Genomic DNA, 15,326 nt, shown 5'->3' on the forward strand with positions numbered 1-15,326 from the left:
TAGTTACTCTAAAGCAGAAAGATTGAGTGATTGCAGGGCTGAAGGTGCAACACCGACAAAAGTAAATAATGCTGGAAGGTGCTCAGTAAAGCGCTGAAAACTATGATCACCGCCCTGTTCAATCTGTACAGCGCAGCCGTGATAATACTGTTCAGCCAAACAGTAGTCTAGCGTTTCATCACCGCTTTGCAACCACACGCAAAAGCGCTGAGCATCAGCGGGCGCTGCAACCTCTAGCGCAGCAAGACTTTGCAAATGCGAGTCGGTGAGCTGCCAGCGCTCGCCACTGTAAAGATTTTCTTGCTCGGCAGAGAAGCCATCAAACAGGTGCTGCGGAGCCACTGCGGGATTAATCAGCAAGGCTTTTAAATGGTATTGCTCAGCCAAGTAAGTCGCATAAAAGCCGCCCAGCGAACTGCCGATCAAAACCGGCTGTCCAAGTTGAGCAATCGCCTCTTGCAGCTGTGCAAGCGCCTGCTTGGGATGATGGTGTAACTTAGGAATCAGCAGGTGCTCTTCAGGCAAACCCAGCTGCAACCAAGCACGGCGCAAACGCTGGGCTTTGAATGAAGCAGGCGAACTATTAAAGCCATGGATATAAACTACAGTTGGACTGTTACGCATACACTTCTACAGATTAAATACAGTCGATTAGGATAGCATCATGTCTGGATAAGTGCGCAGCTCGTCATATAAACAGAAAAACACTGACTCAGTGTACATACAACACTTCAGTAGCCTTTGATGCTGTAATCAATTTCAAAATCAATATTTTCAACACGCGAGACAGCAGTCTGCAACTGGCCGTCTTCATACAAACGTAACCAGCGATAGCCTGGCGCTTTGTCATCCACTGCGAAATCATCGCTACGCGGAGCAAACTGCACACAGGTAGAAGGCGCAGCCAGCCAGCGCACACCATTGATCAGCTGATCAAACTCTTGGTGCACATGCCCCCAAATGACTGCTTTAACATTGCTGTGGCGACTGACAATCGACAGCAACTGTGCAGCATTGTGCAGGCCAATTTTATCCATCCAGCAGCTGTGAATGGGCACTGGATGGTGATGCAAGCCAATCAGCACATGGCGCTCGCCCGCACTCGCTAAAGCTTGCTCTAAAAGAGTAAGCTGATCTTCAGCCAGCATGCCATAAACTTTGTTAGCAACAGATGAATCCAGCAGCACAATGCGCCACGCACCAATATCATAAACAGCTTGCAGCCAATCTGTTTCAGCACACACCTGCTGCAACGCTAAGCGTTCATCATGGTTACCGGCAAACCAACGCATGGGCGCGCCCAACGTTTTTACCGTCTCAGCAAAGCGTTGATAGGAGACGATAGAGCCATCTTGCGAGATATCACCCGTGCACAGTAATAAATCAATGTTGCTCTGCTCAGCAATCACAGCACTCATCACTTGCTGCAAGCTGTCATCGGTTTGCATACCCAACAAACGGCCGTCTACATCTGCAAACAGATGACTGTCTGACAGTTGTACCACCGTAACATAAGGTATTGTATCCAAGGGCTCCATCACGCAGGCCCCTCTCCATTGATTTAGACTTGAATAATTATGCGTACAGTTCTCATATAGAGCAAATAAAACAAGGGGACTGGCTCACAATCACTAAAAATTCACCTCACTGCCCAACCCGCAGCAATAGGATCTATACTCAAGCCTAACTGGCTTTATAGGGAGAACAAGTATGAGCAGGCCAAGAAAACTCGAGCACCCATTATTTCAGTTGCTTAGTGAAGAAAAAGTCGACGATTTTAATCTGCAAAAGGCTCAATACTTAGACGCAGGCGTACTTAACTTACAAGGCGCTGACTTGCGTGGCTTAAATTTACGCGGGCTGGATGCAGCAGGGATTGATTTTCGCGATGCGTACTTTCGCAGTTGCGATTTACGCGGTATCGATTTTCGCGCAGCACAACTCGAAGGCGCCAGCATCAATCGCGCTAAAATATCAGGCTGCTATTTTGCAGACAATTTACGCGCCGAGGAAGTGCTGCTCTCTTTAACAACCGGAACACGCATGCGCTGCCAAGAAAAATAGCGCAACAGCTACAATATCGTACTGCATATTGCGCCAGCTCACAGTCTGCAGATATATTGATTTACTTCATTAGCTATGCAGACTAGTGTTTTAATAAAGCTTCTTGTCGTTAGTCTAGGAACGTTTAACTTATGTATCTATTGGGTGAGCAACCGGCATATGCCGACAAGCTAACAAACCGTCTGCAAGCCATTCCTCGCCAATTAATCGATGGTTTACAGCCGTTTAGCGCACCTATAGAAATAACTCAATGCGCTAACTTAGCCACGCGCCTACCTGACAATCAGCTGTTTATCATCGATAGCGGTTTAATACATGCCTCCATTGACAAGCGTCCTTTGTTTTATTTACAAGAAGGCGACTTACTGGGCTTGCGTCAAGGCTTGGCTCTAGAGCTTCCTGACTGCGAGTATTCCAGCGAAGAAACAATACGCTTATTGCCCTTCTCGCGTCGTGAAATGTTTCAGCACATCGCCAACAGTGATGAGCGCCAAGAGTTATTTACTCTGTACCTGTTAGGTCACTCAGCACTGCTCACGGACGCTTTAGCCCGCCTAAAACAACCTGAAGTTCGCCCATCCACGGGCTTCCAAAGCTTTGCTGCCGGTGAAGAGCTTATTCATCAAGGCGACCTTGCTGAACACGTGTTTATTATTATTGAAGGGCACGCCGAAGCTTGGGTTAACGATGAAAAAGTAGGTGATGTTGAAAAAGATGAAATTTTTGGTGCAATGGCAGTCTTTACTGAAGAGCGCCGCAATGCCACAGTAATTGCCAGCGAACCCTGCACAGTGATGGTGATTCCTAAAGATCAGTTCCTCAGTCTCATGCACAGTAATCCGCGCATTGCCCATAGCTTAATTGAAAGCATGGCACGTCGCATCGACCTGATGAATAAAGAAATCACCAGTTTACGTCGCACAATCAAAACTCAAGCGGCACCCTAGGCCAATAACAACTGCCAGCTAACCGCACCTGTTATACAACCTACACAGCACAACCACCCTCACAGCATAAATAGCAGACAGCAGCCAAGCAAAACGCCTGCATTTTCAGACATAGACTGTTATTATCCGCGTTTTTCGCGAGCAGTTAATCCCATGCTGGAACGTCTCTTTCAGTTGCAAGCCAACAACACCACCTTTCGTACCGAAGTCATGGCAGGTATCACCACCTTCCTGACAATGGCTTACATCCTCTTTGTAAACCCCAATATGCTGGCTGAAATCGGCATGGATCACGGTGCAGTGTTTGTCGCCACCTGTTTAGCTGGAGCAATTGGCTCAGCCATTATGGGGATGGTCGCCAACTATCCAATCGCCCTCGCACCGGGCATGGGGCTCAATGCCTTCTTCACCTACACAGTCGTCGGCACCATGGGCTATTCATGGGAAGTGGCGTTAGGTGCAGTGTTTATTTCTGGTTTTTTGTTTTTCGCCATGTCGATTTTCAAAATTCGCGAGTGGATTATCAATAGCATCCCGATGCCGCTGCGCTCAGCAATCAGCGCTGGGATTGGTTTGTTTCTCGCGTTAATTGCGCTGAAAAACGCTGGGATTGTTATCGGCAATAATGACACCTTGGTTGCCCTCGGTGACTTAGCGCAACCGGCACCTATTCTCGCAGCACTGGGCTTTGCCGTGATTGTTGCCCTGGCCTACCGACAAATCACCGGTGCGGTGATGATCGGCATTCTGTTAGTCACTGGAGTATCCATTGCTTTAGGCATTTCCAGCTTGAACGGCGTGGTCAGCATGCCACCCAGCATGATGCCAACACTGATGCAATTGGATATCGCAGGTGCGCTTGATGTGGGCTTGGTCAGTGTGATTTTCGCTTTTTTATTCGTTGATTTATTCGACACCTCAGGCACGCTGATCGGTGTTGCCCAACGCGCCAACCTAATTGATAAAGACGGCAATATGCCACGCTTAGGTCGCGCGTTATTAGCAGATAGCACCGCAACCATGGCGGGTGCGTGCATGGGCACCTCAACCACCACCAGCTTTGTCGAATCTGCTGCTGGAATCGCTGCTGGTGGCCGCACTGGTTTGACCGCCTGTGTAGTCGCAGCGCTGTTTTTACTGAGTCTATTTTTTGCACCACTCGCGTCAGCGATCCCAGCTTACGCCACCGCGCCTGCCTTGTTCTTTGTGGCAGTGCTGATGACCAGCGGTCTGGCTAAAATTGACTGGGATGATATGACCGTCGCAGCGCCCGTTGTAGTCGCAGCGTTAGCCATGCCACTGACGTTTTCGATTGCCAACGGCATCGCCTTTGGCTTTATCAGCTGGACCGCAATTAAATTACTCAGCGGACGCTGGAAAGACCTCAACGGCGCCATGTGGGTTTTATCCACCCTCTTTATTATCAAACTGGGTTTCTTTGCCTGATGCCACACACTGACTTTTCCCCAGAAGCTTACGCACAACAACTGCATGCTAAGCAAGTGCGCTTACAAAGCTTGCTTAGCGAATTTGATGCGCCAGAGCCACAGGTGTTTGCCTCAGCCGCGCAACATTATCGTTTGCGTGCGGAGTTTCGTTTGTGGCGTGAAGAAGGGCAGCGTCACTATGCGATGTTTGCCCCAGGCGATAATCGCACGCCGATTTTCGTTGAAGACTTCCCCATCGCCAGCAAGATGATTAATCAACTGATGCCGCGCTTAAAAAACGCTTGGCAGAACAGTGAAGCATTGTCAGAACGACTGTTTCAGGTGGAGTTTTTAACCACGCTATCGGGTGAAGCCTTGATCACGCTGTGCTACCACCGCCCTTTAGATGACGCTTGGCAAGCGGCAGCCGAACAATTAGCAGCAGAGCTGCAAGTAAGCATTGTTGGCCGCTCACGCGGCAAGCGCACGGTGATTGGCCGTGACTATGTGATTGAGGAGCTCACGGTTGGTGGGCGAGTATTCAGCTACCGTCAACCAGAAGGTGCCTTTACCCAACCCAACGGCAGAGTCAATTCGTATATGTTGAACTGGGCCTATGAGGCACTTGGCGAGCAGCCGGACGACTTGCTGGAGCTGTATTGCGGTAACGGCAACTTCACTCTGCCGCTGTCTACCCGCGTGCGCAAAGTGTTGGCCACAGAAATCAGCAAAAGCTCAGTAAACGCTGCGCTGGCGAACTTAGCGGATAATAAAATCAGCAATATTGAGTTGGTGCGCTTATCTGCTGAAGAGCTGACGCAAGCTTTAAATAAAGTACGTGAGTTTCGTCGTCTGGCCAATATTGATTTGGACAGCTATCAGTTTGGTACGGTGTTTGTTGATCCGCCACGTGCGGGTATGGATCATGACACCTGCGAGTTAATCCGCCGTTTTCCGCGCATTCTGTATATTTCCTGCAACCCAGACACCTTAGCCGATAATATCCGTCAACTTAGCGATACCCACCGCGTGACTAAGACTGCGTTATTTGATCAGTTTCCGTGGACGGATCATATGGAAAGTGGTGTGTTGCTGGAGCGCAGATAGCCCTAGAACACTTACCTTGCGCGCTTCTTGCCATCTAAATAAGCAGGCCAATGGAGCGCACTGAAGTCGCATAGGATGAATTAAGGTCGAAGCGGTACATCGAAAAGCGGGCGCAACCTCGGCTCACTTACAGTCACGCTCGCTTATTGTTTCAACTGCTCCAGCAGCGCCTGATCGTCCAGCGCAACACCCCAGCCGTTGCTGTGCACCAACCCCTCCAATGGCAAGCGTGAGCGCCAGCCTTTAGCCTGCAGCTCAGGCTGATCAAGAAACTCGCTCACGTAGCCCAAACACAAGTAGGCCAGCGGATAGACATCGTCTGGTAGATTTAAAATAGCGGCTAACTGAGTCTGATCAACAATACTGACCCAACCCACACCAATGCCTTCCGCACGCGCTGCTAACCACAGATTTTGTACCGCCAGACAGGTGCTGAACAGATCCATTTCGACAATCGAGTTGCGTCCCAATACATGCGTACCACCGCGCTTGCGGTCGCTGGTGATGCACATATTTAGCGGGCTTTCGAGGATACCCTGCAGTTTTAGGCTGCGGTAAATCGTCTGACGCTCACCGCTGTAGTTTTGCGCAGCTTTAGCATTTTCCTCTTTAAAACTGGCCAGTACCTGCTGACGCACCTCAGGGCTGTCAATCAAAATAAAATCCCAAGGCTGCATAAAACCCACCGATGGCGCATGGTGCGCGGCTTTCAGCAGCCGCGCCAAAACAGGCCTAGGAATCGGATCAGGTAAAAACTGTGAGCGCACATCACGGCGCTCATAAATAGCGCGATATAGCCCAGCGCGCTCTTCGTCACTGAATGGACGGTTGTGGTCAGTCATGGCTGTTTGATTACCTCAGAAGCATCGGTTGGTACGTTCAATTTCAGCAGATCACGCAGCCAATCTGTATCCAGGTACTGCTCAACCTGATCCGCCAAACGTTCAAGCTGGGCAAGGCGGTGCTGCTGGTAATCCAGCGCATGGCCTAAGCGCTGCAATCCTGCCCATTGCAATAGAGCATCACAGGCTGCGGGCTGGTCAAATATGCCGTGTACATAGATGCCTGCGATGTGCTTGTCCGTGCTGATCGCGCCTTCATTGTTACCATCGATATAGGCCAGCGGCTGCAACAATGCAGCGCCTTGGCTGACACCGTTATGCATTATATAACCACTGAAAACAGTCTCAGCAGCAGGGTCGCTAGCAGCTAGGTTTAGAGTACCCTGCACCGCTTGCAACTGTTTACCTGCGACCATTGTTGTGCTTATGGCTAACAAACCCAAGCCCTGACTGCGACCTGCTTCGCCCTCTAACCCGTCAGGATCATCGACCCACTCCCCCAGCATCTGAAAGCCCCCGCACAGGCCCAACACCTTACCGCCATAGCGCAAATGTTTGTTGATAGCCTGCGGCCAGCCCTGCGCGTGCAGCCAAGCCAAGTCCGCTCGCGTGCTTTTGCTGCCGGGCAGAATAATCAAGTCTGCCGCCGGAATGGCTTGATCTGGGCCGATAAACTGCAAGTTCACATCGGGATGAAGGCGTAGCGGATCAAAATCGTTGTGGTTACTGATGCGTGGTAATACCGGAACAATCACCTTGAGCGCGCCGGCTTCGCTAGAGCCACTGATACCAACGCTGTCTTCTGAGTCTATAACCAGACCATGCAAATAGGGCAACACCCCAATCACCGGCTTGCCCGTGCGCTGCGTGAGCCATTCTAAACCCGGCTCTAGCAAGCTGATATCACCGCGAAAACGATTAATGATAAAACCCTTGGTACGCGCCTGCTCACTAGCAGAGATCAACTCTAAAGTGCCCACTAACTGGGCAAATACACCACCGCGCTCAATATCCCCCACCAGCAACACAGGGCAGTCAGCTGCTTCAGCAAAACCCATATTGGCGATATCATTCGCACGTAGATTAATTTCAGCAGGGCTGCCAGCGCCCTCAGCAATGATCACATCGTAACGCTCACTCAGCGCGCGCCATGCTGCCATAACCGCGTGCATGGCTTGGGCTTTATAGGCGTGATAATCCAACGCATCCATGTTGCCATGCACCTGCCCGCGCAAAATCACCTGAGCACCACAATCACTTTGCGGTTTGAGCAGCACCGGATTCATATCACTGTGCGGCTCAAGGCCGCAGGCCAACGCATGCAGCGCTGTTGACCGGCCAATCTCACCACCATCCACAGTCACCGCACTGTTGAGCGCCATGTTCTGTGGTTTAAAAGGCGCAACCGACACACCCTGCCGCGCCAGCCAGCGGCATAAGGCTGCCACCACAGTGGTTTTACCGGCGTCAGAAGTGGTGCCCTGAATCATCAATGTGATCATTTACAGCTCAACACCTTTTTGTGCCTTGATACCCTGATCTTTAAACGCGTGTTTAACCACTTTCATTTCGGTCACAGTATCGGCGATATCGATCAACTCCTGCGGCGCATAACGTCCTGTCACAACCACGTGTTGCATATCGGGTCGTGCCTGTAAATCATCCAGCACTCGATCCAGATCAATGTAGTCATATTTGAGCGCAATATTGAGTTCGTCCAACACAATCAAATCATAGCTGTCGTCTTTCAGCATCGTCGCAACAATGTCCCATGCCGCATTGGCAGCAGCCACATCTTGCTCGCGATCTTGAGTGTCCCAGGTGTAACCCTGCCCCATCACGTGATAATCCACGTTCGGCAAGTCTCGGAAAAAGGTATGTTCACCGGTACTGAATGCGCCCTTAATAAACTGCACAATGCCAACTTTCATACCGTGCCCTAACGCGCGCGCTACCATGCCAAAGCCAGAACTGCTTTTACCTTTACCGGGGCCCGTCAACACCAGCAATATGCCTTGTTCTTTCTGTGCATTGGCAATGCGTTCCCGCATGATTCTTTGCTTAGCAGCCATACGTTTAGCGTGGCGTTCGGGGTCTTTGGCACTTTTATTCATGATTTTTATCCTTATGATTGTGAAACGGTAACGGCTCGCCATTGAAAACGGCTGCAATGAATTCGGGGGCAGACTGGAAATAACTGAAATCTGGCTCGTGCTTGAATACGCGCACTGTGCGCCAGGCGTTGTGATTCAGGCGGGCTAAGGCGGCCGTTACCATTGATTTACCCTGCCCAGAGGCGGGCGCAGTCATCATTAGCGCCGGTACAGATCGAGTCATAAACGTGCCACCTTCATCAGTATGAGTCAGAGTTCACAGGTACAAATACCGGCGCACCATCGACCTCTACCGTTATCAGTTTTTGCTGATACAGCTGCTCAAGCGCAGACGGTTTTAGCATCGTATCGGCAGGTCCCCAGCAGGCATCACCATTGCTATACAGGAGTAAGACATGACTGCACCAACGTGCGGCCAAGTTTAGGTCATGCAGGCACATAAACACTGTTTTGTTTGCAGCGGCCTGATCTCTGAGCACACGCATCACCTTAACCTGATGGTGTAAATCCAAGTGGTTGGTTGGCTCATCCAGCAACCAAATATCAGGGTCTTGGGTCATCAGCGTGGCAATCGCGACACGTTGGCGCTCGCCGCCCGATAATGTGCTGAGCAAACGCTCGGATAAATGATCAACATCCATCGCCGCCAACGCCTGTTGCGCACGCTGTTGATCGTCAGCCTGCTCAGTGTCCCAAGGCGACAGCCAAGGGTGTCGCCCAATTAACGCGGTTTCGAGTACTGTTGCGGGGAAACTGTCTTGACGCTCCTGAAACACCAAGCCTAATTGCCGGGCAATGGCGCGGCGTTTGAGTGTATCGATCGGCACATCATGCAAAATCACTTGACCGCTGCGCGGGGGTAATAGACCTGCCAGCGTATGCAGCAAGGTGGTTTTACCGGCACCATTAGGGCCGAGCACACCCCAGACTTGACCCGACTCAATACGCATATTTAGCGGGAATCCGTCAGGCCTGTTCGGTACATTGATGATCAGTTCGCAGGTATGCAGCGTACTCATTAGCGACTCCGATACAGCAAATACAGAAAGGTGGGGACGCCGAGTAATGCAGTAATCACGCCAACCGGTAGCTGTTCAGGCGCAATTACCGTGCGCGCTAGCGTATCGGCCAATACCAACAAAGTACCACCGGCCAGTGCGCTGGCAGGCAAAATGATGCGCTGATCATTACCCAGCACCAGCCGTAGCATGTGCGGCACGATCAAACCGACAAAACCGATACTGCCCGCCGTGGTGACTGCCGTTGCGGTCAACAAACTGGCAAGCAGGTAGATTGTCCATTCCAGTGGCCGCACCGACACACCCAGCGCTGCTGCCTGCATTGTGCCACGCGCCAGTACGTTCAGATTACGCGCCAGCGGCATCACGGCGATGACCGCGAAAATCAATACCAGCAGTGCTGGCCACGGTGTACGCGCGTAAGACACATCACCCATCAACCAATACAGCATGCTCGGCAGTTTATAAGACGGCGTGAGCGCCAGCATCAGGGTAATCACTGCGCCCCAACCGGCCGCGACCACAACGCCAGTGAGCAATAAGCGCGAGGCCGTCCAGCTGCCTGTGCCATGCGCAAGACCAAACACCAACAGCGTTGCCAGCATAGCGCCGGCAAAGGCTGAGCCCGATATCAGCAGCGCGCCCATCCCAGTCAACATGGCTAACAGCGCCCCGACCGCCGCACCGCCTGACAAACCCAGCACATAAGGATCTGCCAGCGGATTGCGCAACAGCACTTGCATCAACGCACCCGCTACGGCGAGCAAACCACCCGTCGCAAAGGCAGCAAGGGTACGCGGCAGGCGCAGCTCTAAGACTAAGGTGCGATGCAAGGTGCTGCCCTCACCCTGCACAACATTCCACAGCTCTGCAGGTGCAACATTCACACTGCCAATCGCCAGAGCCAATAACATCGCCACTAAGGCAATCAGCCCAAGCCCCAGCAACGCGCGCATCATCTGGCTTGCACCTGTGCCTGTGTTTGTAAACGCATGCAAATATGATCAGCGAGCACGGGCAATATCCAGCGTTTGACAAATATCTCGACTCGCCTCAAGCAGCCGAGGCGTCGGTCTGGATATCGGTGATGCGGGTGTAAAAAACAGATTGTTTTTAGCAACAGCGCTCATCTTGGGGTAGTTCTTCCAATGATCCAGCTGCTCATCACTGCTCCCCTCAACACTGCCAGTCAAAATCACATGCGGGTCGGCTTGCAGCACAACCTCTGGGCTGATGCGCGGCACCAGACGCGGCATATCCGCAAACACATTGACGCCACCGCACAGTTGCAGCACTTTGCCGATCAAATGCTCGTTATTGATCGTCATCAACGGCGTTTCCCACACCTGATAAAAAACTGAGATCGGTTCAGCGTGGCGGTATTGCTCAGCAATCGCAGCAATTCCCATACGGAAACGCTCAGCCTCAGCAAAGCCTTGCGGCTCTGTTCCGGCCAGAACTGACAGCCGCTCGATCACATCAGACACACCCTCAAAAGTGCGCGGCTCAATGGCAAACATGGGCAAACCAAGTTCTTGCAGCAGCTCCATTTGTGCCGGTGGGTTGCCGGTAACCCAAGTCACCACCAAGTCCGGTTTAAGTGCCAGCAGGGCTTCCACATCAATTCGAGTGTGATTGCCCACCAGTGGCAGCTTGCGCGCGGCAGGCGGGTAATCACTGTGATTGACGCCAGCCACAACCTTATGGCCAGCTCCGGCGGCAAACATCAGCTCAGTGGCACCGGGTGATAAGGTTGCGATGCGCTTGGCGGGGGTCGACAAACACAGTGTATGACCGCCATCGTCGGTCACACAGCGTTGTGTCTCACTGGCGCTGGCCACGAGCGGATGCGTCAAAGCAGCCATCAGCCCTAGCGCAATGTTAAAACTCAGCCAGCGAGAACGCATGTTTTGACTCCTGTTGTGCGGTGTTAGAGGGGGGTGACGAGTGTTTTTACTACCAAACTGCTAGCTTTATTACCGGCAGCCACTCGCACTTGTAGTTGCAAACTTTCACCCGCGCCACGACGGGTAAACACCCAAATCACATCACCAATTGCGATACCAACTCCCATTATACAACTTCCAAAAGTAACGCCATTTACGCTGCATCTGCCGCTATTGCTGCTTTTCCCTCAATGAGCCCGTCCGGGGCTCAGTTCGGGCGCTACGCCATCCATGGCTTCGCTAGTCGCAGCAACAGCGGCAGATGCTGTTGACCATTAGTTTTTCTGGCTAGTTAAAATGAAGCACGGACTCCCGCATACCAAGTACGCGTAAAATTAACTGGATAAATATTATCATCCGAGATCCACAAGCCATTTTTCTTATCAAAAACGTTATTCACCTGAGCAAACAGCGTAAATTTATCTATCTTATGCGAGTAACCAAAATCAGTGGTGTTATAAGCTTTTTGTTTCTGATTGAAGTTATTTGCAAAGTCATTGGCTGCATAGGCACGACTGCGCCAATTTTGCGTCAAACTTAAAGTACCATTTTGCACTACACGGTAATCAACACCTGCTGTAATGCTGTGCTCAGAAACTCCCGGTAATTTCTTACCGTTATAAGCACCATTACCCACATCTTCCTTATCAATTTTCGCACGAGTCCAAGCATAGTTAACCCGAGCCAGTAGCTCCGAAGTAGCTTGGAAACTATCCTGTATTTCTATGCCATATTTATAGGATTTGTCGATATTAGTGTTATAACTTGGAACCATCCAGTTGCCAGTACTGTAGTAATAAATCTCATTTTTCAGCTTAGAATAAAAACCAGTTACTTTAAGCTTGTTGCGCTCGGTTACATGGTTAAGGCCTATGTTTAGTGTTTTGCTTTTTGCTGGCTTGATAAAACTATTAAAAACACTCGACTTATCGCTCAAAACATTAAAAAACCTGTCGATATCAGGTGCTTGAAAAGCTTGATTTAGGTTAGCAAAGACACTTAACTCTTGACTGTACTGATGGTTAATACCAATATCCCAAGCATCCAACGAGTGCTCTTCTTTGAGCTTTTTAGTAGCCTCCTTGTACTTATATTTTACTTTCTCATGACGTGCGCCAGCACTAAAAGTAGTATCACCTAGCGTATAGAGTCCTTGTAGATAAAAACCCTGATTATCTTTAGTTGTTGTATTTTCATTCTTATAAAAAGGTATTTCATTTTGCTTACGCTCACCATCAAACAACTGTGCTCCTGCAGTCAGTGTTAAATTATCAATAACCAGCTGGCTTGAAAAGTCAGTAGAGCGGTAATCATATTTGCTCGGTGCAGAGCCAGAATACTCAGACTCTTTCTTTTCAACAGCATGGTCCATATTAAGTGACAACAACTCATTAACTTGGTAGCTAGCACCTAAGCGGTTAGTATCAGTTTTTAGCTCTTGTTCTGTATAGGTATTAGGCGTGCCTGGCGCATATAAATTCTCTCCAAGCTGGGAAGGCTTTTTATTAAATTCTTTTTTACTTAACGACGCACCATAAATAGTGTCAATTCGAGTACGGTCTTTACCCACTCTCAACTCTAAGCCGTCAACGGGAAAAAGCTTCAGAGTAGCGGATAAGTTGTCTGCATCGGACTCATCAGCTTTACCACTAGCGTCTTTTTTACGCAGGCCATCACTCTTGCTGTTATCAGCTAAAAACTGCAAAGCAAAAAACTCTTCACTCAATCCAGCACTGATACTGGCTGTAGAGTAACCATCACTACCTGCGGCGATACTGATATCAACACCAGTTTGATCTTTAGTGACAATATTAATAATACCAGCCATAGCGCCATCACCCTGCGCGACGGAACCACTGCCTTTAATAATTTCGATACGCTCAATGCTGCTAAGCGGAATACTACTTAGCAATTGCGGTTGCATATCAATATTGTTGAGTCGACGGCCGTTAATCGTCACCACAATATTCTGGTAACCATCACCAATACCATAACCACGCATATCCAATGCCTGCTGATAAGGATTGCCATAATTCGGCATTACATTCACCGAACTGAAGCGCCCTAAGTAGTCATACAGATTAATGGCCGCCGAATTTTTAATATCATCAGCGTTATGCACTTCAGAGGCGTAAGTGGCACGCACGTCTTCTTGAGCAATACGGTTCGCGGTGATGACTGTGCTCGAAAGTTTTAAAGCATCTTCGTTATTATCGGCAGCTGCATACAAGGTCGATGCAGGCAACAGCGCTACGGCGAGCGCTAGGCGGGACAATTTCATTTAGGTTCAATCCTCAAAAATAAAAACAACTTTTGAGGAGGGCAGAAACAAGCGCACAAATAGAGCACGGCACTTGACGGTGCCGCCCTCCGCAACACCCGTCGAAATCCGTGAGGCAGGTCTACGGGCTAACGAATCCACTTGTTCACCTTCCCAGCTTGCTAGCCAGTGGTCATTGAACAAACGCGCGTTTTTAAAACGCATCGTTTACCGTTGCGGGGGCAGCGTAAGTCGGCTTTAGCCGCTTAACTTCCCTTTTCAGGCTGGTATAACCAGCGCACCTTACAGAATCAAAGTGCGCGAACAATAAACGTAGCAGTGCCAAGGGTCAAGTTTTGGACGAAAACAAGGGTTTTCCCCACGAAAAAAGCCAATCAGACGCATACACTGCACCATGGATCGACTGCAGGTCGTGTGATCGTCGGTGGGCAGCCTTTTTGTACAGGTGCACAGACTTGAGCCGTTTTATGCAGTTGTGATCAAGCTTAGGTGACTGTTAGAAAAGTACGCAATAACACACAAAACACCTCTGCCCGGCCATTGATTCATCACATGTCCGCGCAATCAGCAGGCAATCAGCGCCTTCTCCAGCCGTTGCCACTGCGGCTCATCTGCCGCCAGCCCAAAGCGCAGCATGCCCGGTTGCTCAAAGGCTCTAACCAGCACCCCTTGCGCTGCAAGCTGGTCAGCGAGTAGAAAAGGTGCGTCAACTCTGGTGGTCTGAAACAAAGCTGTGCCACCCAACAGCGTGAGCCCTGCAGCCTGTAGCAGAGCTGCTAATCGCTGGCTGTCGTATTGCAATCGGGTGCGGGTCTGCGCCTGCCAATGCGTATCCAGCAGCGCATGCGCCATCACATAGCGGCTGGGGCCGCTTAGCGACCAAGGGCCCAACAGTGTGCGCAAAGGTTTAATAATCGCAGAGTCTGCCAGCACAGCCCCAGCACGCACACCGGCCAAGCCATAAAACTTGCCCAGCGAACGGAGAATAATCAAACCCGCCCGCCCAGCCTGAGCGCACAGGCTGAATTGCGGCGTAGCATCCATAAATGCTTCGTCCACAATCAACCAACCACCGCGTTGTTGCAGCCGCTGATGCCAACGCAGCAAAGTCGCTGGCGGGATGAGTTCTGCGCTGGGGTTGTTGGGATTAATCCACACCAGCACGTCCAGATGGTCTAACCAGCCATCAGGGTCACCGCACGCACGTGCGTTAATCTGTTCTGCTGTGATCGAGACAATACTGTGTCCAGCCTTGCGCCAACTGTATTCATGCTCACGATAGCCAATAGCCGGTATGCCCACGCGGCAAGGCTTACGCAAACGCGGTAACGCCATGATGGCGGCTTGGCTACCGGCAACGGGTTCGCACTCTGCCGTTGCAGGCGCACCTGCCCAGTGACGGATAATATCGCTCAGCCCGTCATCCGCTTCTGGCAGTCGTTGCCATATATCAGCTGGTATAGGCGGCACTAGCCAACCCACTGGATTGATCCCCGTGGACAGGTCGAGCCACTGCTCACGGGGAATCCCCCAGCGCTTAACTGCCGCATTTAGACGCCCACCGTGTTCTGGCACCATG

General features: G+C 50.8%; 15 protein-coding genes, 1 pseudogene and 1 riboswitch. Of the genes and pseudogenes, 4 read left to right on the plus strand and 12 right to left on the minus strand.

Features of this window, described 5'->3' with window-relative positions:
• Positions 1-3: 3 nt before the first annotated feature.
• Together FXF61_RS10540 and cpdA are read right to left on the minus strand one after the other, a co-directional pair.
• On the minus strand, positions 4-624 hold the full coding sequence (locus tag FXF61_RS10540) for a YqiA/YcfP family alpha/beta fold hydrolase (protein ID WP_151185227.1): 621 nt from the start codon (positions 622-624) through the stop codon (positions 4-6).
• Positions 625-731: 107 nt separating this feature from the next.
• Positions 732-1,538 carry a 3',5'-cyclic-AMP phosphodiesterase gene (cpdA, locus tag FXF61_RS10545; RefSeq protein WP_151186080.1) on the minus strand — a complete coding sequence of 269 codons (807 nt, stop codon included), beginning with the start codon at positions 1,536-1,538 and terminating at the stop codon, positions 732-734.
• A 172-nt stretch (positions 1,539-1,710) separates the two neighbouring features.
• Between cpdA and FXF61_RS10550 the strand changes: the two genes are divergently transcribed.
• From FXF61_RS10550 to trmA, 4 genes are all read left to right on the plus strand, one after another.
• Positions 1,711-2,064: a pentapeptide repeat-containing protein gene (locus tag FXF61_RS10550; RefSeq protein ID WP_151185228.1), complete on the plus strand. Its 354-nt coding sequence runs from the start codon at positions 1,711-1,713 to the stop codon at positions 2,062-2,064.
• A 131-nt stretch (positions 2,065-2,195) separates the two neighbouring features.
• On the plus strand, positions 2,196-3,011 hold the full coding sequence (locus FXF61_RS10555; RefSeq protein ID WP_151185229.1) for a Crp/Fnr family transcriptional regulator: 816 nt from the start codon (positions 2,196-2,198) through the stop codon (positions 3,009-3,011).
• Positions 3,012-3,164: 153 nt separating this feature from the next.
• On the plus strand, positions 3,165-4,457 hold the full coding sequence (locus FXF61_RS10560) for an NCS2 family permease (protein WP_151185230.1): 1,293 nt from the start codon (positions 3,165-3,167) through the stop codon (positions 4,455-4,457).
• On the plus strand, positions 4,457-5,545 hold the full coding sequence (trmA, locus tag FXF61_RS10565; RefSeq protein ID WP_151185231.1) for a tRNA (uridine(54)-C5)-methyltransferase TrmA: 1,089 nt from the start codon (positions 4,457-4,459) through the stop codon (positions 5,543-5,545). Before FXF61_RS10560 ends, trmA begins: the two co-directional genes overlap by 1 nt.
• A 143-nt stretch (positions 5,546-5,688) precedes the next feature.
• Here the strand turns inward: trmA and bluB are convergent, their stop codons facing one another.
• From bluB to cobD, 10 genes and pseudogenes are all read right to left on the minus strand, one after another.
• The gene (bluB, locus tag FXF61_RS10570; protein WP_151185232.1) at positions 5,689-6,387 is read right to left on the minus strand and encodes a 5,6-dimethylbenzimidazole synthase; all 699 of its coding nucleotides are present in this window, start codon (positions 6,385-6,387) and stop codon (positions 5,689-5,691) included.
• The gene (locus FXF61_RS10575) at positions 6,384-7,889 is read right to left on the minus strand and encodes a cobyric acid synthase (protein ID WP_151185233.1); all 1,506 of its coding nucleotides are present in this window, start codon (positions 7,887-7,889) and stop codon (positions 6,384-6,386) included. Before FXF61_RS10575 ends, bluB begins: the two co-directional genes overlap by 4 nt.
• The gene (gene cobO, locus FXF61_RS10580; RefSeq protein ID WP_151185234.1) at positions 7,890-8,501 is read right to left on the minus strand and encodes a cob(I)yrinic acid a,c-diamide adenosyltransferase; all 612 of its coding nucleotides are present in this window, start codon (positions 8,499-8,501) and stop codon (positions 7,890-7,892) included.
• Between the two features lie 85 nt (positions 8,502-8,586).
• Positions 8,587-8,724 (minus strand): annotated as a pseudogene (locus tag FXF61_RS15105) (cobyrinate a,c-diamide synthase); the annotation flags it as partial.
• A gap of 16 nt (positions 8,725-8,740) precedes the next feature.
• The gene (locus FXF61_RS10590; protein WP_151185235.1) at positions 8,741-9,520 is read right to left on the minus strand and encodes an ABC transporter ATP-binding protein; all 780 of its coding nucleotides are present in this window, start codon (positions 9,518-9,520) and stop codon (positions 8,741-8,743) included.
• A complete protein-coding gene (locus FXF61_RS10595; protein WP_151185236.1) occupies positions 9,520-10,479 on the minus strand; it encodes an iron ABC transporter permease in 960 nt (319 codons plus the stop codon). Before FXF61_RS10595 ends, FXF61_RS10590 begins: the two co-directional genes overlap by 1 nt.
• Positions 10,480-10,524: 45 nt before the next feature.
• The gene (locus FXF61_RS10600) at positions 10,525-11,427 is read right to left on the minus strand and encodes a cobalamin-binding protein (protein WP_151185237.1); all 903 of its coding nucleotides are present in this window, start codon (positions 11,425-11,427) and stop codon (positions 10,525-10,527) included.
• Positions 11,428-11,450: 23 nt separating this feature from the next.
• A complete protein-coding gene (locus FXF61_RS14930; RefSeq protein ID WP_178087301.1) occupies positions 11,451-11,594 on the minus strand; it encodes a hypothetical protein in 144 nt (47 codons plus the stop codon).
• Positions 11,595-11,758: 164 nt separating this feature from the next.
• Complete coding sequence (locus FXF61_RS10605; protein ID WP_151185238.1) at positions 11,759-13,747, minus strand: TonB-dependent receptor; 1,989 nt, start codon at positions 13,745-13,747, stop codon at positions 11,759-11,761.
• A gap of 96 nt (positions 13,748-13,843) precedes the next feature.
• Positions 13,844-14,047: riboswitch (cobalamin riboswitch) on the minus strand.
• A gap of 264 nt (positions 14,048-14,311) precedes the next feature.
• On the minus strand, positions 14,312-15,325 hold the full coding sequence (cobD, locus tag FXF61_RS10610) for a threonine-phosphate decarboxylase CobD (protein ID WP_151185239.1): 1,014 nt from the start codon (positions 15,323-15,325) through the stop codon (positions 14,312-14,314).
• Position 15,326: the final 1 nt, after the last annotated feature.

It is taken from the genome of Pseudomonas sp. C27(2019) (genome assembly GCF_008807395.1).
GTDB lineage: Bacteria > Pseudomonadota > Gammaproteobacteria > Pseudomonadales > Pseudomonadaceae > Denitrificimonas.

Bases quoted from the DNA above. Each gene is read 5' to 3' on its own strand.
- FXF61_RS10540 (WP_151185227.1), bottom strand. From the start codon at position 624: ATGCGTAACAGTCCAACTGTAGTTTATATCCATGGCTTTAATAGTTCG.
- cpdA (WP_151186080.1), bottom strand. From the start codon at position 1,538: ATGGAGCCCTTGGATACAATACCTTATGTTACGGTGGTACAACTGTCA.
- FXF61_RS10550 (WP_151185228.1), top strand. From the start codon at position 1,711: ATGAGCAGGCCAAGAAAACTCGAGCACCCATTATTTCAGTTGCTTAGT.
- FXF61_RS10555 (WP_151185229.1), top strand. From the start codon at position 2,196: ATGTATCTATTGGGTGAGCAACCGGCATATGCCGACAAGCTAACAAAC.
- FXF61_RS10560 (WP_151185230.1), top strand. From the start codon at position 3,165: ATGCTGGAACGTCTCTTTCAGTTGCAAGCCAACAACACCACCTTTCGT.
- trmA (WP_151185231.1), top strand. From the start codon at position 4,457: ATGCCACACACTGACTTTTCCCCAGAAGCTTACGCACAACAACTGCAT.
- bluB (WP_151185232.1), bottom strand. From the start codon at position 6,387: ATGACTGACCACAACCGTCCATTCAGTGACGAAGAGCGCGCTGGGCTA.
- FXF61_RS10575 (WP_151185233.1), bottom strand. From the start codon at position 7,889: ATGATCACATTGATGATTCAGGGCACCACTTCTGACGCCGGTAAAACC.
- cobO (WP_151185234.1), bottom strand. From the start codon at position 8,501: ATGAATAAAAGTGCCAAAGACCCCGAACGCCACGCTAAACGTATGGCT.
- FXF61_RS10590 (WP_151185235.1), bottom strand. From the start codon at position 9,520: ATGAGTACGCTGCATACCTGCGAACTGATCATCAATGTACCGAACAGG.
- FXF61_RS10595 (WP_151185236.1), bottom strand. From the start codon at position 10,479: ATGATGCGCGCGTTGCTGGGGCTTGGGCTGATTGCCTTAGTGGCGATG.
- FXF61_RS10600 (WP_151185237.1), bottom strand. From the start codon at position 11,427: ATGCGTTCTCGCTGGCTGAGTTTTAACATTGCGCTAGGGCTGATGGCT.
- FXF61_RS14930 (WP_178087301.1), bottom strand. From the start codon at position 11,594: ATGGGAGTTGGTATCGCAATTGGTGATGTGATTTGGGTGTTTACCCGT.
- FXF61_RS10605 (WP_151185238.1), bottom strand. From the start codon at position 13,747: ATGAAATTGTCCCGCCTAGCGCTCGCCGTAGCGCTGTTGCCTGCATCG.
- cobD (WP_151185239.1), bottom strand. From the start codon at position 15,325: ATGGTGCCAGAACACGGTGGGCGTCTAAATGCGGCAGTTAAGCGCTGG.